Source organism: 'Catharanthus roseus' aster yellows phytoplasma (genome assembly GCF_004214875.1).
Classification (GTDB): domain Bacteria; phylum Bacillota_I; class Bacilli_A; order Acholeplasmatales; family Acholeplasmataceae; genus Phytoplasma; species Phytoplasma asteris.
In genome coordinates, this window is record NZ_CP035949.1 from 241929 (window position 1) to 263471 (window position 21543).

The window sequence follows — 21543 nt, forward strand, 5'->3', positions numbered from 1 at the left end:
GACCTAAGAACTAAACATAAATATAATTTAGGAAAAAAGGAAAGCCTACCAAACTTCCTAGAGGAGTTATTTTTTATGGACCTCCAGGAACTGGTAAAACTCTTTTAGCTGAATGTTTTGCTAAATAATCTCATCCAAATTCCTATATTATTACTCCCGCTCACACTTTGGAAGAAATAGAAAAAATCTTTGTCAAAGCAAGAAAAAATAGTCCTTCAATTGTCTTTGCAGATGAAGCCGAAGAAACTATTAAAGCCAGAGATTCTAAAGACTTTTTAGAACCAGGTGATGCTAAAAAAACCGCTTTAATCTTAGCTGAATTAGATAGTGTAAAAACAGATCCTGACAAACCAATTTGTTTTGTGGCTGCAACTAATCACTTAGGAAAAATAGATTCTGCCATCGTTTCTCGTCTAGAACCTGTATACATCGGAAACATCGAACCTGATAGAAGAATTGGATTCTTACGTATTATGGTAAAACTTTACAAAATTAATCAAATACTTATGATTATCTAAGAGTTATTGCTGATAATTTCAACTATTACCTAGACCATCCAGAAATGTTTGCAGAAGCCATAGAACATGGTTATGTTATTCCTGCCGTTGCTAAAAAAAGTGTTAGAGGTAGCACAAAAATTGGAGCCATAGAATATTTATGGCAACTTAGACCCTGTTAATAATGTAGTTGATGGAAATGAAAGACTTGAAAAAATGAAAAAAGCAGACGCCCAATATCTTCCTCCAACTGACCAAAATGGCAAACCTAAATATGATATAGAAGTTTTAGAAGGTATTAAAAAACATTTCTTTGACCTTTTATCAGGAAGAAAATTAGAAAACTTAATTACTAATGCTGCTAATAAAGCAGGTTTCCATGGACATTCAGAAATTTAATTTCTGATTTAGAAGAAGCTTTTGGTGAATATTTTGGTCATAGACAAGATTATTTAAACAATAATAATTTAAGCCAAGAAGCTAAAGAGGCATTGGAAAAAATAAATAATTCTTTATATAACGAAGAAAGAAATAATCATTTAGGAACACGATGACCACTTATTGACGAATACGTACAAAAAAACAATAATTTATTAAAAAAATATTGCTTTTAAAATCAATTATTATGGTATAATATTTATAATTTATACTCTAACATAACTTGAAGAAAATATTTTAAAAGGAGGTTAATTTGATATGGATAATTACCTTATTGCCAAAAAAACTATTACTAAAAATACTAATTATATTATCTTTTATAAGTATTGGCTTTTTCCTTTCCTTTTTGCATTAATCTTTTTAAAAATAAGTATTAGTTGTTATGTCTTTTCTGATGAAGTTCCAAATCCTTTAAATCCTTCAAATCCTCCAACTCCTCAAAACCAACCAACTCCACAAAATTTAGAACAACCTCCTCAAAGACAACTTCCAAATCCAAACGAAACTACCAAACCAAACGAAACTACCAAACCAAACGAAGCCTCCCAACCAACTACAAACCAACCAAACGAACAACAAGAATTACCATATAAACCAGAACCAACCCAAGAAAATGAAGTTTTTAAAAGACATAAACAAGCCAAAAAACAACAAGACAAACAAAGAGAAACTTGTGAAAAATAAACTAGACAACAATACGAAAAATTATATGATTATTTTTATGATAAAGATACTTTTACCAAATATTGGAATCAAAGAAATCAAAGACAAACTAAACCAAATCCTATTTTTGAAAAAATTTTATCCTTGAGTGGAGCTAATCAAGCATCTGATTTAGAAAGTGCCTTAAACCAATATTTTAATTATCTTATTGCAGTTCTAACAACTAAATATGTTTTGGAAGAATACAATATCCAAAAAAACTCCAATTCCCAAGAGCTAACTTCCCAAACAGAAAAACTTTCTTTAAGAGATGAAGATGATCTAAAACGAACCCAACTTTCAAGTTTTCAAACTGATTATTATAATTTGCAATTTAGAATTGATTTTTTGAATCTCTTTTTTAAAACTTTGTTAGAATTAAAGGAAAAACAATATATCAATTCTATTGTAGAAAAGTTTTATACTGAAATAAGCAATCACAATAATTTATTGCACAAAACTTCTTCTCTACTTCGTTTGCAAGAACAACCACATGATTATCTTACTTCGGTTAATCACGAAACACTACCAAATTTAGAAATAACTAAAAATAATTTTGAAGTTCGTGAGATAGACCCAGAAATTGATCGTTTTTTGGCTCATGGAGATGATACTTTAATAGATGATTTTTATGGACGCAACAAAAATAATTTCATTGATTATTTTCAAAAAATAATACAACCCGCTACTCAAGAAGTTGTTTTGCAAAACAATACTCAAATAGAGACTAATTTACCTCAATTAAAAGATGTTTATGCTAAATTTATTCTAAAAGGTCGTTGTACTATTGAAGATCAAGCTACTCTTTTAAAAACAATAACTTTTAATGATTCCAATAATCCTAATCAAAATGGTATGAAAGAAAAATTAGTCAAAGATTTAGAAAAACTTCATACTAATTATGAAAAAATATACCAAGAACAAAAAGAAACTATTCAAAAATATCAAACTTTTTTATTACAAGAATTAGAAACCCAAAAAAAAGATATTACTAATCGTTTTAAAGATAGAAAACCTTATGAAATTTATTTACAACAAGAAAATCTCTTACAAACACAATTACAACAAGGAATTAATGAATTAATCAATACTTATGTTACTGAACCATTACAACTTTTAGGAACGCCCAAAAATAAGGTTCAAACAGAAATTACCAAGATTAAAAATTTTATCCAAGAAACTCCAATTGATAATCTTAATACAACTTCTTTAAAAAAAGATTTTGATACTTTTAATAATAATTATTGTACCAAAAGAGAAGTATTTACCGAACAACAAGCCTAAACTAAACAAGAAGTAGATCAAAATTTAGCTGAATTAAAAGCTAAAATAGAAGACTTAATTATTAAATATCAAGCTCTTTTGCGAGAATCAGAAGAGATGAAAACCAAATTTAATAACTTAGAACCACATAATGAATTAAATGGGGTTTTGCAACTCCTTTAACAAAAAATAAATTTTTAAGTCTCTTAAAAAAATTGCAAGACTCAGAAATAGATAAAGAACTACACTAAAATCAATTAATTACTAAACCAGAAACTAATTTTAAACAAAGCAGTAATGCTTATTTTATATTCAAACTATATTACGTTTATTAACAGCACATAACACAAATATAAATACTTTTATTCAAAATTTAGAACAAGTAAAAATGCCAAAAGTACCCATTTTTGATGCAATAAACAAAGAAAATGAAAGAATAATTGAAGAAGAATATCAAAGTTATAAAGAAGCTATTAATACTTTTTTCAAGAAATCCAAATTACAGAACAAATTACCCAAGAAGACAAAAATCTTTTTAAAGGCCAAAACACTTGGCTTAATAATGTTATGCAAAATCTACACACTAACTTATCTCAGAAAGCCCACCAAAAGTAAAGAAGATCAAACTACATTAAAAAATGACTTAGAACATCATTATATTAATTTTAAAAGTAGACATGATGAAATTATGAGTCTTTTGGAAGCTTTATTTCCTAATGTGAAAAAACAAACTCAAACAGAAAAAGATATTTTACAATTAAATAATCAAAATATAGAATCAATAAACCAAAATCAAAGAGCACAAAACAACAAGGAACGTGAAATTTCAGCAGAGCAAACATCAGTTCAACAAAAAAACAAGCCAAACAACAAGAACAAGAAAAAATAAGAAATGCAATACAACAAATACAAGAAACAAAAGAAACATTTCCAGAACCCTTAATTTTAGAACCCCAAGGACAAGAATTTCCTCCAGTTTTCAATAATCCTGAATTATATCCTAATCTAGAACAAATTTTAGCATCTTATGAAATTCATCTCAACGAACTAAACATTCAACTAGAAAGACTAAAACAAGGTTTAAAAGACATAATTCAAACATATGCAACTAAATTATTAAATTTATTAGTAACACTTTCTTTTGAATCACTTCAAGCACATAATAAAACTTTTAATTGGGTTAATAATTCTTTTCAAAATTTTGAACACACAGAACAAGTCAGAAGACAAATAAATGATTGGCTAAATCAGAGGGGAGGTTATCGTTATGAATAAAACCAATGATTATCAAAAATTAGATAATAAGTTGTCAAATCAATTAATCCATATTTGGCTTTGGGGTTTAATTGGAATTAATGTTTTATTTATAACTGTTATTTATCTTGGTAATCACACTAAAATTAAAAACTTTTTGAAATATGATCTATGGGGTTATTTTTTAAAAGAAAAACAATTAGAAGAAGAAGAAATAACAAGTTATCATGAAGCAGGACATACTCTTATAGCTCTTTTATATCCTGAAAATTTTCAAGTTCCTTACGTTACAATTAAACGTACTCAAAGAACCTTGGGACATACTTCTTGCAAAGTTTTAAAATCTGATCCCAAAACAGAAACACTCCTTAATTTTGGAGGAACTGCTGCTGAAAATATTTTAGCCAAAAACCATCAAATGAAACGTTTACAAGTAGGAAAAGGCTCTGGTTATGACCATAATAGTGCTAAACATAACTTAAATAAATTCTCTCCTTATCCTCAAAAAGATTTTAATGACTTTTTACAAAAAACAGAACATTTATTACAAAATAATAAAGATGCCTTAGATGAAATAGCCCGTAAATTATTAATTAAAAAAACTTTATCTCAAAAAGATTTAGATGAAATTACTAAAAAATATCCTTTAAAAAAGTTACAATAAATAAGATTTATAATTTTCTAATAATAAAATGTTTGAAATAAAAAAGCCCTTTTGTTGAAGGGCTTCCTTTTTGAGTTATTATAATATTTTTGCACTTTTTACAACTAATATAAAAGTCAATATTTTTGAATAATCAAGTATTTTTAGTAGCTCAAATTAACAAATTACTAAAAATTGCCTTTTTCAAATTACAAAATAACAAAAAAATAAAAAAAAGTTAGCAAAAAATAACATAATATTAAAAAAAATGCTAAAATAAAATAGTAAGTATAATTTTTTTTAGTTTTGTCATTTTTTATTTTGGTTGTTAAAGCCCTATTTCACTAAGCTTTTAATTTTAAAGTTTACTTTCATTTGTAAAGTTTGCTTTAAAAAATAAAAAAATTAAAGCCATAAATTGTGCCATCCAACAAATACAGAAATAAAAGTTATCCAAAAAAATATTAGGAGGAAAAATATTAGCAAAATTTTAGCCATCAATTAAACAACTATTTATAATAAATCAAATAATAATTTGAAATATTTTTTACAAAAAACTTATTATTTGCATTTTCATTTATTTGCTATCTATGCTATCTACACTTTTTACTAATTTTACCAAAAATATTTATTTCTTAATTCAAAAATAACTTTTTGAAAATATTAACAATATTAAAATTAAAAAAGCTAAAATTAAAAAAATAAATTAAAAAAGAAAGAATGGAAAAAGGTTTTTTAAATGAGCAACTATATCAACAAATTGCGCCAAAAAATTGGGAAAGACCCTTTATTTTCTCCTGGGGCTTCCGTTATTGTTTATGAAAATAATAAATATTTATTGCAATTCCGCAAAGATTTTAATGTTTGGGGACTTCATGGTGGAGCAATGGAATTAGGAGAAACTGGAGCTGATGTTTGCGTAAGAGAACTAGAAGAAGAAACAGGTCTTAAAGCTTTAGAAATTCATCCCTTTCGTACCTATTGTGGAAAACATTTTGTTATCAATTATCCTAACGGAGATGTTGTCTATCCAGTTGTTATGTCTTTTGTAGTAACTAAAACACAAGGAAAATTAAGCCCACAAGATGATGAAGTTGCTGAACTAAAATGGTTTGATGAGGCCTCTTTGCCAATGGATGCTATGATGGAAATTGACAAAACCTTTTTAAAAGATTTTTTAAAACACAAAAACCAAACCCAACCTCAAACATACAAAACTAAATTTTGTCAGGCAAAATGTCTTTGCTAAGAAAAAAATTAAAATATATTCCAAATTATTACATTCAAAATAATTATAAATTGAAATAATTATTAATCCAAATTATTAAAAAATTCTCTAGGTCGCATTTATTGTTCAAATTTTTAAAGCAATTTTTAAAACCACAAAATAAATTGTTTTAACTAAAAAAAGACTATCTAATGGCGGTAGTCTTTTTTTCATTTTTTCCTCGCGCGCTTTTTGCTTTTTTTCACCACCACCAAATCCGCAAATAAAGCCAAAAACAGCAAAAAATAATTAAATGATGTCAACAAACAACTAAATATATGTTAAAATAAATAATAATGGGATTGCAAATAAGGGCTTTTGCTACCCAAAATACCACCCCAATTATTTTCATTTTCCCCCTCCAATTACTTTGGTTTCCACCCTAAAATTGTTAATTTTTGTTTTTTTCACTCAGGTTTTTGATAAAAATTAACATTATTTTATTTTCGTTGCACTTTCACCTCACTTCATTTTATTTTCATTTTTTAATATTGAACCAAAGTAAGAATTATTGAAATACGAACCAACAACCCGCAATTACAAATTCAAAAACTAAAAAATATAAAGGATTAAAACGATTATGTTAAATTTTTTAAAAAAAATATTTAATTCTTCCAAAAAAGCTTTAAGAAAAGCTAGAACCATAGCTAATAAAGTACAAAATTTAGAAGCCCAAATGGCTTTATTAGATGACAAAGATTTTGCCACAAAAACCGCAGAATTAAAAAAACTCTTTCAAGAAGGAAAAACCCTTAACCAACTGCTGCCCGAAGCCTATGCTCTTGCGAAAGAAGCTACCAAAAGAGTAACAGGACTTACTCCTTATTACGTTCAAATTTTGGGCGCTGTAATTTTGCATCAAGGAAATATTTCTGAGATGAAAACTGGTGAAGGAAAAACCCTTACTGCCATCATGCCTGCTTATCTTAACGCTTTAAGTGGTAACCCTGTTCACATTGTTACAGTCAATGAATACCTAGCTAAAAGAGAATTTGAAGGTAGCATCGGTGATGTTTTTCGCTTTTTGGGAATGACAGTAGGACTTAATACCAAAGACAAAGACCACGCACAAAAACAACAAGCCTATTTATGTGATATTCTCTACACTACTAACAGTGAATTAGGGTTTGATTATTTAAGAGACAACATGGAAATTGAAGCTTCCAATTTGGTAATGAAACGCCCTTACAGTTATGCTATTGTTGATGAAGTAGACTCTATTTTAATTGATGAGGCAAGAACGCCTTTAATTATTTCCCAAAGTGTCAAAGAAACTAAGAATTTATACAAAGAAGCACAACGTTTTGTTCGCACCCTTAAAAATAGCCATTATCTTATTGAATTAGAAACTAAAACAATTGAACTTACCGAAGAAGGAATTACCAAAGCTGAAAACTTTTTCCAAATTGATAATTTATACAACGTAGAACACGCCTCTTTGCTCCACCATGTAAAAAACGCACTTAAAGCAGCTTTTACGATGCACAAAGACAAAGATTACTTAGTTGATTACAAAGATGGACAAGTTCTAATTATTGATCAATTTACTGGACGTGCTTTGCCAGGACGCCAATTTAGCGACGGTCTTCACCAAGCATTAGAAGCCAAAGAAGGAGTATTAATTAAAGAAGAAACTTCCATTGGAGCTACTATTACTTATCAAAATTTTTTCCGTCTTTATCACAAATTATCAGGGATGACAGGAACTGCCAAAACCGAAGAAGATGAATTTAGAGACATTTATAACATGGAAGTTATCGAAATTCCTACCAATGTTCCTATGATAAGAATTGACGAGCCCGATTTTATTTTTGTTTCTTTAAAAGAAAAATACGACGCTTTAATTGAAGAAATAACTTCTCGCCACAAAAAAAGACAACCCATTTTAATTGGTACAACTACAGTAGAAGTTTCTGAAATTATTTCTAAAAAATTAAAAAAACATTCCATTAAACACGAAATTCTAAATGCCAAAAACCACTCTAAAGAAGCAGACATCATTGCTAAGGCAGGACTTAAAAATGCAGTTACTATTGCTACTAATATGGCAGGACGTGGAACTGATATTCGTTTAGGCGAAGGGGTTAAAGAATTAGGCGGACTTGCTGTTTTAGGTACTGAAAGACACGAATCACGAAGAATTGATAACCAATTAAGAGGACGTGCTGGACGTCAAGGCGACCCTGGTTATTCACGTTTTTTTATTTCTAGCGAAGATGAACTTGCCCAAAGATTTGGTGGCACTAGAATAGAAAAAATTATTTCTTTGCTCCAAAAAATAAGCGATTCCGAAACTAAAACTTCATCTAAAATGGTGACTAAATTTTTTACCAAAATACAAAAAAAAGTAGAATCTTCCAATTTTGACTATCGTAAATACCTCTTAAAATATGATGATATTTTACGTATTCAAAGAGAAATTATCTATAACCAAAGAAAAGAAATTCTAGTTAGCAATAGAGTAGAACAAATCGTTCAAGATTTAATGCAAAAGACCCTTAATAAAGCTATTTTGTCACATTTTACTAACAACCCTACCCAATGTCAAACCCAAACTTTAATTACTTTTTTAGAAAATAAATTTTTCCCTAAACAAACCTTTGATTTAGAAGAAGTACAAGAATTATGCAACAACCCTAAAACAAACTCCCTTGATTCTTTTCAACAACATTTATTGAAAAAAGTAAAATCCACTTTACAATCTCAAAAAGATTTTTTTGAAAAAGACCCTGATAAAGCTCAATATTTTGCAAAAGGTCTTAAATGGATTACATTAAAAATAATTGATAATTACTACCAACGCCACATCAATGACATGAGTTCTTTAAGACAAGGAATTGGATTTGTAAGTTACGGACAACAAGATTCTTTTATTGAATATCAAAAAGAAGGACAAGTTTTATTCAATAACATGATTGCAAAAATTGCAAACGACATTACTGCTACTATTTTAAAGTTTTCTTTCGCAGATAGTTTTCAAATGCCTCCCAAACAAAAAGTTTTTTTAAATAATGATTCAAGCGATGATGAATCTTCTAAAAAAAGAAGAACTAGAAAAGTAAGAAATTCTAAAAAACCTTGGAATTAATTTGTGGAAAAATACGAAATTAATCAAATTTTACAAAACTTGCATCAAAACCTTCAAGATTTAAAACAAGCCCTTGATTTTAAAAAAACCAATCAAACAATTGAAAAATTAAATTGCGCCATGCAAAAAGAAGATTTTTGGCAAGACCCCCAAAAAGCTGTTATAATAAGCCAACAATTCAACGACTTGCAAGACAAAAAAACTACTTTAGAAACTTTAGAACAAAATTATTTGGATCTAGAAACTTTATTTAATTTAAATGAAAGCCCAAATGAAACTTCTGCTTTATTAGAAGAAGAATTAAAAAACCTTACTAAAGCCGTTTTTGATTTCAAAATTAAATTTTTTTTGAATCAACCTTATGATATTAACAATGCTATTTTATTATTACATCCAGGAGCAGGAGGTACTGAATCGCAAGATTGGTGCGAAATGCTTTTCCGTATGTATCAAAAATATGCTCAAAAAAAGAATTTTAAAACCGAAATTCTTGATTATCAACCAGGTGAAGGAGCAGGAATCAAATCAGCTACCTTATTAATTAAAGGAACTTATGCTTATGGTTATCTAAAAGCTGAAAAAGGAGTTCATCGTTTGGTAAGAATTTCTCCTTTTGATGCTAATTCCAAAAGACATACTTCTTTTGTAGCTTGCGATGTTTTGCCAGAAATTAATGAAGAAATCAAAATTAATTTAAAAACAGAAGATCTTAAAATCGATGTTTTTAGAAGTAGTGGTGCAGGCGGGCAACACGTAAATACTACTGATTCAGCAGTAAGAATAACTCATTTGCCAACAGGATTAGTAGTGGGTTGTCAAAATGAACGTAGTCAGATCAAAAACAAAGAAAAAGCTTTGCAAATGCTAAAAACCAAGTTATTTCAATTAGCATCAAAACAACAAAAAGAAGAAAATGCTAAAAAATTTCAAAGCGACCAAAAAGAAAATGGTTGGGGTTCTCAAATTAGAAGCTATGTTTTTCATCCTTACAAAATGGTTAAAGATCACCGCACTAATCAAGAAATTTTTCAATTAGAACAAGTAATGGATGGAAATATCGACGCATTTATCAATGGATATTTAACCAAAATACCTATTAGTTCTCCTCATGAATAAAAAATAAAAATACAAAGTTAATTATTTTTTTAATAAATAACCAATATAAAAAAATAATTATAGGAAAAGCCAAGATAAAAAGGCATTTCAAAGAATAAATAATTTCCCAAAGTATTTGTTTTGGGTTTTCTTTTTGTCTTGTCTTAGAACAATTTTAATATTTTATTTTTTGAAAACAACAAAGCACACTATTTTTCATTAAAATCACTCCCTTTATTATTTATTGTTGTTGATTTTAAACATTTTTTAATGTACTGAAATGTCTTTCAACTTAATTAAAATCTTCAAAAGATTTTATTTTTTAAGAATTCATCAAAAAACATTTTTCTCATCTTTTTTATCAAAAACACTTGACAATTTAGTTATTTTATGTGATAATATTTAGGATGAACTTTTTAATTTACGATTAAACGATTAATAAAAAAATAGAAAGTGGGTTTTATTATGGCAATAAAAATGCGTTTACAACGTTTCGGAGTGCATAAAAGACCTTTTTACAGAGTAGTTGCAAGCGAATCTAAAAATGCTAGAGATGGTAAATTTTTAGAAATTTTAGGAACTTATGACACTATTTTAGATATTGTTGAATTAGACCACAACAAAATACAAAAATGGTTATCCAATGGCGCTCAACCAACTAAAACAGTCAAAAAAGTATTTAAAAAAAGTAAATTTGTTGCAAAAACTAACACTAAAGTTGAAAAATAATTTTTTTCTCAATTTCAAAAATAAATGAAAGCGCCTTTAACGGTTAAAAACTAAATTTTATGATTATTGAAATTATCACTATTTTTCCGCTTTTTTTTAAAAGTTTTTGTGAAACTTCCATTATTAAAAGAGCTTTAGAACAAAAAAAAGTTCAAATAAAACTTCATGATTTAAGAACTTATAGCAAAAATAAACATAATCAAGTAGATGATAGTGTTTATGGAGGAGGAGTTGGAATGTTGCTTTCTTTCCCTCCTTTTTTTGATTGTCTACAAAAAATAAAAACTCCCCAAAGCAAAGTTATTTTATTATCTCCTCAAGGACAAATTTTTAATCAAATACATGCCACTAATTTTGCTCAAAAAGAAACTCATTTAATTATTTTATGCGGTAATTATGAAGGGGTTGATGCAAGAATATTGCAATATATTGATGCAGAAATTTCCATAGGTGATTATGTTTTGACAGGAGGAGAAATCGCTGCTACTGTTTTGGTTGATGCAATTACAAGACTGCTTCCAGAAGTTATCAAAGAACAATCTTATCTTGAAGATTCCCATCAACAAGGTTTGCTTAAATATCCTCAATACACCCGCCCGCAAAGTTATTTGAATCACGAAGTGCCTGCTGTTTTGTTATCTGGAAACCATGCCAAAATAAGATGTTGGCGCCAAAAAGAAAGCTTGAAGGCAACTTTACAAAAAAGACCTGATCTTTTGGAAAATAAAAAATTAACTTTAGAACAAAACAAACTTTTAACAGAAATTAAACAAGAATTACAAAAATAATTCAAGAATTATTTATTTGAATTCAACAAAGGAGCAAAATTATGTCTCAATTAAAAGGACAAAATTTAATAGAATCAGTTAACCAGCACCAACTTAAAGATGTCCCTTTTTTCAAACCTGGTGATACAGTTAAAGTATTTATCAAAATTGATGAAGGAAATCGTAAAAGGGTTCAAATTTTTGAAGGTTTAGTTATTAAACGTCAAGGAAGATTAGTTACAGAAACTTTTACTGTAAGAAAAATATTTGCTGGTGTAGGAATTGAATTAACTTTCCCAGTACATTCCCCTACTAACGAGAAAATAGAAGTAGTTCGTCGTGGTATTGTTCGTCGCGCCAAATTGCATTATGTTCGCAACCTTTCTTCTAAAGCTTCTCGTATTAAAGAACAAAGATAAATTGTTTTTTTGTTTAAAGAAATACATTTTTTTATAATAAAAAACTTTTAATAACATTTTTTAAATATATTTTTCTCCCCTTTTTTTAATAAACAAAATTTAGAAAATTATTAAAAATAACCCTATTTTAATTATTTTTCTCAAAACCAAGAAAATTATTTCTAAAAATAAAATAGGAGCCCAAAATGTCTTTTTATGAAGAATTAAAATGGCGCAATTTAATTAAAGATTGTAGTAACGAAACACAAGTTAAAGAATTATTAGACAACAACCAAGTTAAGTTTTACTGTGGGTTTGATCCTACTTCTCATTCTTTAACAGTGGGTCATTTAGTTCAAATAACAATGATTTTATTAATGCAAAGACAAGGACATCTACCTGTTATTTTAGTAGGTGGAGCTACAGGTTTAATAGGAGATCCCAAAGAAACTGAAGAAAGAAAATTATTATCTTTAGAAAATTCATTGCAAAATGCTAAAAGTATTGAATGTCAACTTAAAAACATATTGTTAAACAAACAAGTAGAATTTGTTAATAATTATCAATGGCTTTCTCAAATAGATATCATTTCTTTCCTCAGAAACTACGGAAAACTTTTTAACATTAACTATATGCTTTCCAAACACGCAGTAGCCAAAAGACTTGCTTCTGGCATCTCTTTTACTGAATTTTCTTATATGATTTTACAATCTTTAGATTTTCATCATTTATACAAAAATCATAAAGTTAGATTACAATTAGGCGGTTCTGATCAGTGGGGAAATATCACAAGCGGACTAGAACTCATCAGAAAATTAGAAAAAAAATCCGATGCCCTAGGAATTAGCACTCCTCTTTTGTTAAATTCAGATGGAACGAAATTTGGCAAAAGCGAAAAAGGGGTTTTATGGGTAAATCCTTCAATGACTTCCCCTTATGAAATTTATCAATATTTTTTAAATGTTTCTGATAAAGAAGTAATCAATTATCTAAAAATGCTTACTTTAATCCCCAAGCAAGAAATTTTGGAATTAGAAAAAAACACCTTGGAAAACCCCCAACAAAGATTAGCTCAAAAAACTCTTACCCAAAACATTATTACTTTAATTCATTCCTCAGATATTTTGCAAGAATGCATAAAAACTAACCAAATTTTATTTTCTAATGCTAAAAAAGAATCTTTCCAAGAAAAAGATTTTATTTTATTGCAAAAAACTTTGTTTTGTCATTCCACAAAAGAAGATATTTTATTAGTTGATGCTTTAGTTCAAACAAAACTGGCAACTTCTAAAAGTGAAGCTCGTGAATTTATCAAAGACAACACTATTAAATTATTTAATCAAAAAATCAAATCCCTTGATTTTGCAATAACCAAAAAAAACACTTTATTTGATAAATATGTCCTTTTGAAAAAAGGCAAAAAAAACAACGCTTTAATAGTCTTTTAATCATTAATAACTTTTTATTTATTTTATTAATTCATTTATGAAAAAATATGTCTTAACAAATTAAGAGGTTTCCAAAATGCAAAATAATCCTTTTCGCTGTCTTTTCCCAATTTTCAAAACCAACCCCAAGATTGTTTACTTTGATAATGCTGCTACTTCTTTAAAACCTCAAAAAGTAATAGATGAATTGACTAGATTTTATAACACAAATGGACTCAATACCAAATCTTTTGGCGTTTTGTCTCATCAAAACACTTTACTAATGAACGAAACAAGAATTAAAACAGCTAATTTTATTAATTCCAAACCAGAAGAAATTATTTTTACTAAAGGAACTACTGATTCTTTAAATATATTAGCTCAAAGCTTAGGAGAAACCCTTCAAGAAGGTGACGAAATTATTACATCAGAATTAGAACATAATTCTTCCGTGTTTCCTTGGTTTAAACAAGCCAAACTAAAAAAAGCAAAATTAATTTTTGTTCCCCTAAACGAACAGAATCAAATAACTGTAGAAAATTTTGCTAAGGTTTTAACAAACAAAACTAAAATAGTTGTTTTAACTCATGTTTCTAATTTACTAGGGTACGAAACTCCCATTAAAGAAATAACAACTTTAGCTCACAAAAAAAACGCTTTAGTTATTTTAGATTCTGCCCAATCATCAAGTCACCTACCCATAGATGTTAAATTTTTAGATGTAGATTTTTTAGCATTTTCATCCCACAAATTATACGGTCCTTTTGGAATAGGGATTTTGTTTGGCAAAAATCATTTATTAGAACAATTACAACCTCCTTCATTTGGAGGAACTTCCATTAAAGAATTTTCTTTAAAACATTTTTTACTCAACGAAGGTCCTAATAAATTTGAATCAGGGACTCCTAATATTTCAGGAATTCTTGCTTTTAAAAAAGCTTTGGAATTTGTGGAAGAAATTGGTTTTGAAAACATCCAAAAACATGAAAAAAAGATTTATCAAAATATAATGAAAGAATTAAAACAAATTCCTAAAATCACAATTTATAATCCTCAAGCTTTTTCTAATATCATTACTTTTAACTTTAATCAAATTCATGCCCATGATGCAGAAGCTTTTTTAGCTCAGGAAAATATTTATGTAAGAACTGGTAGATGTTGTGCTTTTTTAGCTACTCAAAAACTAAAACAAACAAGTATAATTAGAGTTTCTATAGGCATTCACAACAATCAAGAAGACGTTGATATTTTAATTAAAAACTTAAAAAAAACGCAAACTTTTTTCTCCAAATTTAATAAATAACTCAAGGCATTAAAATGTTAGAAATAAATAAATTATATCGTGATTTAATCATTAAACATTATCAAGAACCTCAAAATTGGGGACTTTCCCAAGACCCTGATTTTATAAACATAACTAATAAAAATGTTTCTTGTGGTGATTCTATTTCATTACAAATCAAAATCTCAAATCAAAAATTAATAGATATTAAATACGAAACTCAAGCTTGTGCTATTTGTCGCGCTTCAGCAAGTTTGATGTCTATACATCTTAAGAATCTAGAAATTCCACAAACATTAGAAAAAATAAATCATTTTTTAGCTATGATTAATAATCAAATATATGATGAAACTCAACTTGACAAAGAATTACTATTATTTAAACATTTTATTAATTTTCCTGGAAGAGTCGCTTGTATAAGTCTTCCTTGGAAAGCTTTACAACAAGTAATTAAAGCACACAATAAAAAAAGTTATTAAATAAAAAAGACAACCTTTTTAGGGTTGTCTTTTTTATTTATAAATATTATACATCAAAATCTTGAAATACCTAATTTTTTTCGTACCTGTTGGATTTTTTTCTCTGCAATCAAGGAAGCTTTTTGAGCTCCTTTATTTAAAATATCATCCAATTTTGCACTATTAATTAATTGATAAAATTTTTGTTGCAAAGGTACAACAAAATTAATTATTTCTTCAACGACTTTATTTTTTAACTCTTTATAATTACTTTTTTGAAAAAGTTTTTCACTTTCAAAAATACTAATTTGCTTTAAAGAAGCATAAATGGTTAAAAGATTAGAAATTCCAGGTTTATTTTCTGGATCATATTTAATTATTTTTTGGGAATCTGTAACAGTTTGGGAAATTTTACTTTTAATTATTTGAGGATCATCCAAAAGTAAAATATAGCTTTTAGGACTTTCCGTATCACTTTTACTCATTTTTTTCAAAGGGTTTTGCAAAGATTTTATTTTCGAACCCAAAGGATTAAAAAAAGGTTCCGGAACAACAAAAGTATTACCATATAAATTGTTAAATCTTGTAGCCAAGTTTTTAGTTAATTCTAAATGTTGTTTTTGATCTTTGCCAATAGGCACTAAATTTGCATCATACATCAAAATATCAGCTGCCATCAATGTGGGGTAAGTAAATAAAGAAGTCCTTATTCCTTCTGCATTAATTTTGCTTTTTTCCTTATATTGAATCATTCTTTGTAGTTCAGAAAAATAAGAATTGCATTCCAAGAGATAACCCAAATAAGTATGTTGTGTTACTTCAGATTGAACAAACAAATTTATTTTTTCAGGATCAAGCCCTGATGCCAAATAAAGAGCTGCTATTTTTTTGATTTGTTGTTTTAGTGTTTGGGGTTCTTGATAAAAAGTAAGGGCGTGCAAGTCAGCTATAAAAAGATAAAAATCAAAATTTTTTAAGTTTTGTTGTAAATATAGCAAAGGTTTTAAAACCCCAATATAATTTCCTAAAGTAAGATCACCCGTTGGTTTGATCCCTGACACTAATCTTTTATTTGGTATCAATTTTATCACCTCCTTTTTTATTTTTTGCAAAATGATTTATTATAGCAAAATCATCTTTAATATTTTTGTGGATTTAACCAAACTTATTTATTATTTGTTTTTTTAATTTCATTCATCTTCTAAAGAATCTAAAAGGTTTTCTTGTTTTGCTTTGGCTAAAATGGTTTTATTAATTTTAGAACGAGTGGCAAAATCAGCTTTAGTAAATGGTTTTTCTTGGCGCGCCTCTACAATTTTATTAGCAGCAATCAAACCTAGACCATTAATCGAAAGCAGTGGCATCCTTAAAAAACAACCATCTTCTATTTTTAAAACACTAACATCTGATTTATTAAAATCAACAGTTAAAAATTTAAAACCACGATGTACCATTTCTTCGGCAATTTTTAAAGTATTGATTAAAGCATCTTCTTTGGTTTTGATTTTTTTACTTTTTTTCAATTCTGCAAGCTTATTTAATTTTTCTTTAATAATTTTTATATCGTTACTAATCATGGTTTGGTGGTCGAATTGTTCTGTTCTTTTAGAAAAATAACCACTATAAAAAGCTAATGGTGCATGCATTTTAAACCACGCAATCCTCAAAGCCATAATAACATAAGCAGTGGCGTGCGCTTTAGGGAATAAATATTTAATTTTAGCAGCAGAATCAATATACCAAGCTTCTACTTTGTCTTTCATTTCTTGTTTGTATTTGTTCCATGTTTGAAAATCATCTTGGGGTTTGCCTTTACGGATAAATTCCATAATATCAAAAGCTTTTAAAGGATTAAGCCCTTTTTCTTGTAGTTGTAACATAATATCATCACGACAACCAATTATATCATCAAAAGAAATTGTTTTATTTTTGTATTTTTCAAATTCGCCTGTTTTGTTGATAGCATCTCTGGCGTTTTGGTTCCAAACATCAGTTCCATGTGAAAGTCCTGAGATTTTTACTAAAGCAGCAAAATTAATTTTAATTGCTTGTTTTTGTGAATTTTTTTTAGCGGTTATTAAATCTTTTAACATTTGTTTGACAAAAATAGTTCCAAATTCAGGAATACCCAAAGAATCAATAGTGATTTTATTTCCTGGATTTACAGAAGAATCAATTTTGAATTCGTTGGAAAACAATTTATAAACTTCGGGATCATCTACAGGAATATCTTGGGCTCTTGTGAAAGGGAAAATTCTTCGATTTTCTTTAACATAATCCATCAAAAATTTAATCATCATAGGATCATCGTGTCCTAAAATGTCTAATTTAAAAAGATTTTGCTCAAAAGAATGATAATCAAAATGAGTGGTTTTCCAATTGGTGTCATTAGCTGGATATTGGACAGGAGTTACTTCATAAATACTGCGATCGGGCGGCACAACAACAATTCCTCCTGGATGCTGGCCATTAGAACGTTTAACTCCTTCGATTTTGTTGGCAATTTGGGCTACTTTTTGTTTGCGCCATTGTTTTTGTTTTTCTTCTACAAAACCCATCGTATAGCCATAAGCGTTTCTTTGGGCAACAGTCTGGATGGTTCCTGCTCTAAAAGCGTGTTTTTCTCCTAATAATTCTTTAATGTAATTGTGGGCTTGGCTTTGGTAATCACCTGCAAAATTTAGATCAATATCAGGAGTTTTGTTGCCTTCAAAGCCTAGAAAAGTTTCAAAAGGAATGTCATGACCGTCTTTTTTGAACTGAGTGTCGCATTTGGGACAAGGCATGTTTGGCAAATCGTATCCCGAAAAAACCTTATCAAGTTCGTTGTGGTATTTTTCTTCTTCTGAGTTGTAATATTGTTCTTTTTCTTGTGGTTTTAATTGGACAATAGTGTAGTTGCATTGTGGACAATAATAATGTGGTTTTAACGGATTTACTTCAGTAATTTCTAACATAGTTGCTACTAAAGAAGAACCAATCGAACCACGTGAGCCTACTAAATAACCTTTTTCCAAAGAATTTTTAACTAATAAATGTGATAAATAATAAACAGGAGCAATATTTTGATTAGATTTTTCGTTTTTTGTCTCTCCGATAATACTTTTTAACTCTTGATCCAATCTTTCTTTAATTAAAGGGTGGAGAGTTGTGCCGTACATTTGTTTAACTTTTGTATCAACCAAACGCTTAATTTCTTCTTTGATGCTTGGTATTTGTAAGTTGGCTTTGAAAGCGTCGTCTTTGAAAGAAAATAGTTCCGAAGAAAAAGCTTTGATTTTTTCAATTTTGGAATTAAGCAAATGAGTATTTTCAATTACAATTTCATAAATTAATTTTTCATCTTGTAAAAAGGCAAATGCATCTATCATTTCTTGGGTGGTCAAAAGGTAATTTTCTGGCAAGTTTTTATTTTCGTATCTAGATAATTTGTGTAAGCCGCCTCCTACCATTTTGGCACTAATATAAATTTCGCGATAATCTTTTTCCCAAGGATGAATATAATGAACGTCCCCAGTGGCAATTACTATTTTTGCTTGTTTTTGGGATTCTTTTATGATGGTTTTGAGAGTAGTTTCAATGATTTGAAGCCCGTTTTTGCCTAAATCATGAATTAAATGTTTATAAGCTTGGGGAGGTTGCACTTCGATGTAATCGTAAAAAGAAATAGCTTTTTTCAATTTGGAAATGTTTTGATTGAGAGCTATTTCAAAAATATTGCTATTCATGCAACCACTACCCACTAAAAGACCTTGTCTTAAATTAGCTAAATTAGATTTTAAAACACGAGGGCTTTTGTTAAAATCCTTAGTTAAAGCGTTGCTTAAAAGTTCAAAAAGATTGCGATAACCGGTTTGATTAGCCACTAAAATATTGATGTGATAAGGTCTTTCGTATTTGGGATCGATTTTTTCTTGTAAGTCAAAAAAAGTAATTACTTGTTCGTCTTTGGGATCTTTGGTTGGATCTGCCAATTGATCAATCATTTTGATAAAAACTTCTGCTGTGGCAGTGGCATCCGCAAGTGCACGGTGATGGTCTTCTAATTTGACTTTGAAAAAAGTTGCCAATCTTTTTAAAGAAAAATATTTTAAAAGATTACTGAAATAACGTTGAGACAATGCCATGGTATCAATAATGGGTTGTGGTTCCAAAGATATTTTGAGTTCTTTTGCTTTTTCTTTTAAAAAATTAATATCAAAAGAAGCGTTGTGAGCCACTAAAACACAGTCTTTGGCAAAAGCTAAAAATTGTGGTAAAACTTGGTCAATTGTTTGTTGTCCTTGAAGCATTTCATCCGTAATATTGGTAATATCGGTGATAGTTTTGGTTAATTTTTGTTGCGGGTCGATAAATTTTTGAAACTCGCCTATTTTGTTTCCGTTTTTAATTTTTACTCCAGCGATTTCAATAATTTTGTCACGAACATTAGATAATCCAGTAGTTTCCAAGTCAAAAACCACATAAGTAGCTTCTTTTAAAACAAAATCTTTTTCTAAATTATCTTCTTTTTGATTGGTGATATAAATAGGTTTTTCTTCAATAAAATCAACTTCCACTCCATAAATAGGTTTGATTTTTTTATTTTTGGCATGTTCGTTAATTTCAGGGTAAGCATAAATGCCGTCATGATCCGTAAAAGCAATCGCTTCGTGTCCCCATGATTCTGCTATTTGTAAATATTCTTTGGCACTGTTAATGGCGTCTAAATTAGACATTTTAGTGTGAGTGTGAAATTCAATTCTTTTTTTGCCTTGAAAACCGAAGTCTTGGCGGATTAATGAAGTCGAAATTGAATCTGATTCTAGGGTTTCGTATTGTGTCATCATTAAATGAACATCGTCCCAAGCACTATAATTAATTCGAGCTGTGATTCTAAATAATTGTCCAGTTTGGTAATTGGCTTTTAAAAATTGTTCTTTTTCATCTTTGGACACTTTTTTTTGAATCAAAATAGCATCTTTATTTTCGATAGAAAAATCATTGTCGTTTTCTTCTATAACAAATTTTAAATAAGAATACTGAAAATTAGCTTCTTTGATAGGATGAGCCAAAAAACCTTCAACAATTACATAAGTATTGGGATTTTGACGGTTGAATTCTTCCAGCTCTTGTTTATTTTTAGGAAGATCTTTTATTTTTGTATCTTTAGTTGTCATTTTAGAATTGCTATTATAAGCTCCTTTATTATGATTATATGCTTTTGTTTGGGGTGTTGTTTTTGCTTGTTTTGTTTGATCGGTTTGAGAAGTTGGATTTGATTTGTTATTTGGATTTTTTTCTTGATTTTGTTCGTTGGAGTTGGTTTGATGATTCGGATTTTGTTGCAATTCTTCGATTTCAATATTTGTGGATTTTTTTCTATTGATATAAATTTTTCTATCTGTTGATAAGATAAATTCATTTTTAAAACCATAAAATTTAGAAAAAAAATCTTGAAGAAGCCCCATTTTTTTATTTAAACATTTAAATGCATTAGGATTTACAAAAATGATAAATTTGCCGTTTTGAAAATTTACTTGGTGATTTTGAATTGCAAAATAATCTAAATCATGATATTTTTTTATTAAACTGGCTTGGGTTATAATATAATTAAAATAACTTTCTGCCAAAGATTCTAGATAATCCCAATTTTCAAAATCGATGTGGTATTCAATTTGGGGCAAATTAGGCTTGGTTTGCGCTTGGTTTTTCCATAAAATAGTTAATTCTTGGAGTAATTGTTCTAAAAAAAATGCTAAATCACAAACTAAAGGTAAATGTTTAAATGTGATTTGTAAAACCCATTTTGGGCTTTTTTGGCAAACTGATATTTTTTTTACTTGAGGATTTTGAAAATATTTTTTGCAAAAACCTTTTTGTTCGATAAATTGTTTAAATGAATGAGTAGACACAATAAATACCACCTAATAGTTGATTGGGAAAAGAGGCAAGAAAGAGGCAAGAAATCAAAATTGTTGTTTCAAATCGTTTTTTAAAAAATAAAACAAATAAAAAAACACATGAAATTCATGCAATTTTTTATTTGTTATTTCTTTTCATAGATGCAATTATAAATAAAAATAAATTAATGGTACTGATGGTCGGACTCGAACCGACATGAGTATTGCTCGCTTGATTTTGAGTCAAGTGCGTCTACCATTCCGCCACATCAGCTTTTTGTTTTAAATGATAAAAATATCATACTTATATATTATATCAGTTTTATTTTGATTTTTGTTTTTTTTCCTCAAAA

Annotated in this window: 16 protein-coding genes, 1 tRNA gene and 1 pseudogene; 15 read left to right on the plus strand and 3 right to left on the minus strand. The window is 28.5% G+C overall.

What is annotated here, in order from left to right:
* Positions 1-68 precede the first annotated feature (68 nt).
* The 15 genes and pseudogenes from EXT02_RS01185 to sufU all read left to right on the plus strand — a co-directional run bounded on the left by EXT02_RS01185 (position 69) and on the right by sufU (position 15329).
* Positions 69-518, plus strand: a pseudogene (locus EXT02_RS01185) (ATP-binding protein).
* 195 nt (positions 519-713) lie between these two features.
* Positions 714-896, plus strand: coding sequence for a hypothetical protein (locus EXT02_RS01190; protein WP_130427577.1), 183 nt, complete (start codon positions 714-716; stop codon positions 894-896).
* A 297-nt stretch (positions 897-1193) separates the two neighbouring features.
* Entirely contained in the window at positions 1194-1619 is a 426-nt protein-coding gene (locus EXT02_RS01195) for a hypothetical protein (RefSeq protein ID WP_130427579.1), read from the plus strand.
* A 123-nt stretch (positions 1620-1742) separates the two neighbouring features.
* Positions 1743-2921: a hypothetical protein gene (locus EXT02_RS01200; RefSeq protein WP_130427581.1), complete on the plus strand. Its 1179-nt coding sequence runs from the start codon at positions 1743-1745 to the stop codon at positions 2919-2921.
* Positions 2922-3288: 367 nt separating this feature from the next.
* Complete coding sequence (locus EXT02_RS01205) at positions 3289-3789, plus strand: hypothetical protein (RefSeq protein WP_130427583.1); 501 nt, start codon at positions 3289-3291, stop codon at positions 3787-3789.
* Between the two features lie 378 nt (positions 3790-4167).
* The gene (locus EXT02_RS01210) at positions 4168-4818 is read left to right on the plus strand and encodes a hypothetical protein (protein WP_130427585.1); all 651 of its coding nucleotides are present in this window, start codon (positions 4168-4170) and stop codon (positions 4816-4818) included.
* Positions 4819-5536: 718 nt separating this feature from the next.
* Positions 5537-6046, plus strand: coding sequence for an NUDIX hydrolase (locus EXT02_RS01215; RefSeq protein WP_130427587.1), 510 nt, complete (start codon positions 5537-5539; stop codon positions 6044-6046).
* Between the two features lie 598 nt (positions 6047-6644).
* Positions 6645-9152, plus strand: coding sequence for a preprotein translocase subunit SecA (gene secA / locus EXT02_RS01220; protein ID WP_130427589.1), 2508 nt, complete (start codon positions 6645-6647; stop codon positions 9150-9152).
* 3 nt (positions 9153-9155) lie between these two features.
* Positions 9156-10268, plus strand: coding sequence for a peptide chain release factor 2 (gene prfB, locus EXT02_RS01225; RefSeq protein ID WP_130427591.1), 1113 nt, complete (start codon positions 9156-9158; stop codon positions 10266-10268).
* A 444-nt stretch (positions 10269-10712) separates the two neighbouring features.
* Positions 10713-10976 (plus strand): 30S ribosomal protein S16, encoded by a 264-nt coding sequence (rpsP, locus tag EXT02_RS01230; RefSeq protein WP_130427593.1) that lies wholly within the window; start codon positions 10713-10715, stop codon positions 10974-10976.
* Between the two features lie 59 nt (positions 10977-11035).
* Positions 11036-11764, plus strand: coding sequence for a tRNA (guanosine(37)-N1)-methyltransferase TrmD (trmD, locus tag EXT02_RS01235; protein WP_130427595.1), 729 nt, complete (start codon positions 11036-11038; stop codon positions 11762-11764).
* A 41-nt stretch (positions 11765-11805) separates the two neighbouring features.
* Positions 11806-12162: a 50S ribosomal protein L19 gene (gene rplS / locus EXT02_RS01240; protein WP_011160821.1), complete on the plus strand. Its 357-nt coding sequence runs from the start codon at positions 11806-11808 to the stop codon at positions 12160-12162.
* 185 nt (positions 12163-12347) lie between these two features.
* Positions 12348-13589, plus strand: a complete 1242-nt coding sequence (tyrS, locus tag EXT02_RS01245; protein ID WP_130427597.1) for a tyrosine--tRNA ligase — start codon at positions 12348-12350, stop codon at positions 13587-13589.
* A 76-nt stretch (positions 13590-13665) separates the two neighbouring features.
* The gene (locus tag EXT02_RS01250) at positions 13666-14871 is read left to right on the plus strand and encodes an aminotransferase class V-fold PLP-dependent enzyme (RefSeq protein WP_130427599.1); all 1206 of its coding nucleotides are present in this window, start codon (positions 13666-13668) and stop codon (positions 14869-14871) included.
* Between the two features lie 14 nt (positions 14872-14885).
* Positions 14886-15329, plus strand: a complete 444-nt coding sequence (gene sufU, locus EXT02_RS01255) for a Fe-S cluster assembly sulfur transfer protein SufU (protein WP_130427601.1) — start codon at positions 14886-14888, stop codon at positions 15327-15329.
* Between the two features lie 53 nt (positions 15330-15382).
* Here sufU and trpS read toward each other — a convergent pair whose 3' ends face one another.
* From trpS to EXT02_RS01270, 3 genes are all read right to left on the minus strand, one after another.
* Entirely contained in the window at positions 15383-16387 is a 1005-nt protein-coding gene (gene trpS / locus EXT02_RS01260) for a tryptophan--tRNA ligase (RefSeq protein ID WP_130428019.1), read from the minus strand.
* A gap of 111 nt (positions 16388-16498) precedes the next feature.
* Complete coding sequence (locus EXT02_RS01265; RefSeq protein ID WP_205737038.1) at positions 16499-21214, minus strand: PolC-type DNA polymerase III; 4716 nt, start codon at positions 21212-21214, stop codon at positions 16499-16501.
* A gap of 165 nt (positions 21215-21379) precedes the next feature.
* A tRNA-Leu gene (locus EXT02_RS01270) sits at positions 21380-21464 on the minus strand.
* Positions 21465-21543 lie beyond the last annotated feature (79 nt).

What these genes read in the sequence shown, in the direction of transcription:
- sufU (WP_130427601.1), top strand. Translation starts at nt 14,886, where the DNA reads ATGTTAGAAATAAATAAATTATATCGTGATTTAATCATTAAACATTAT.
- EXT02_RS01215 (WP_130427587.1), top strand. Translation starts at nt 5,537, where the DNA reads ATGAGCAACTATATCAACAAATTGCGCCAAAAAATTGGGAAAGACCCT.
- trmD (WP_130427595.1), top strand. Translation starts at nt 11,036, where the DNA reads ATGATTATTGAAATTATCACTATTTTTCCGCTTTTTTTTAAAAGTTTT.
- tyrS (WP_130427597.1), top strand. Translation starts at nt 12,348, where the DNA reads ATGTCTTTTTATGAAGAATTAAAATGGCGCAATTTAATTAAAGATTGT.
- rplS (WP_011160821.1), top strand. Translation starts at nt 11,806, where the DNA reads ATGTCTCAATTAAAAGGACAAAATTTAATAGAATCAGTTAACCAGCAC.
- EXT02_RS01205 (WP_130427583.1), top strand. Translation starts at nt 3,289, where the DNA reads ATGCCAAAAGTACCCATTTTTGATGCAATAAACAAAGAAAATGAAAGA.
- secA (WP_130427589.1), top strand. Translation starts at nt 6,645, where the DNA reads ATGTTAAATTTTTTAAAAAAAATATTTAATTCTTCCAAAAAAGCTTTA.
- EXT02_RS01210 (WP_130427585.1), top strand. Translation starts at nt 4,168, where the DNA reads ATGAATAAAACCAATGATTATCAAAAATTAGATAATAAGTTGTCAAAT.
- EXT02_RS01190 (WP_130427577.1), top strand. Translation starts at nt 714, where the DNA reads ATGAAAAAAGCAGACGCCCAATATCTTCCTCCAACTGACCAAAATGGC.
- EXT02_RS01250 (WP_130427599.1), top strand. Translation starts at nt 13,666, where the DNA reads ATGCAAAATAATCCTTTTCGCTGTCTTTTCCCAATTTTCAAAACCAAC.
- EXT02_RS01195 (WP_130427579.1), top strand. Translation starts at nt 1,194, where the DNA reads ATGGATAATTACCTTATTGCCAAAAAAACTATTACTAAAAATACTAAT.
- rpsP (WP_130427593.1), top strand. Translation starts at nt 10,713, where the DNA reads ATGGCAATAAAAATGCGTTTACAACGTTTCGGAGTGCATAAAAGACCT.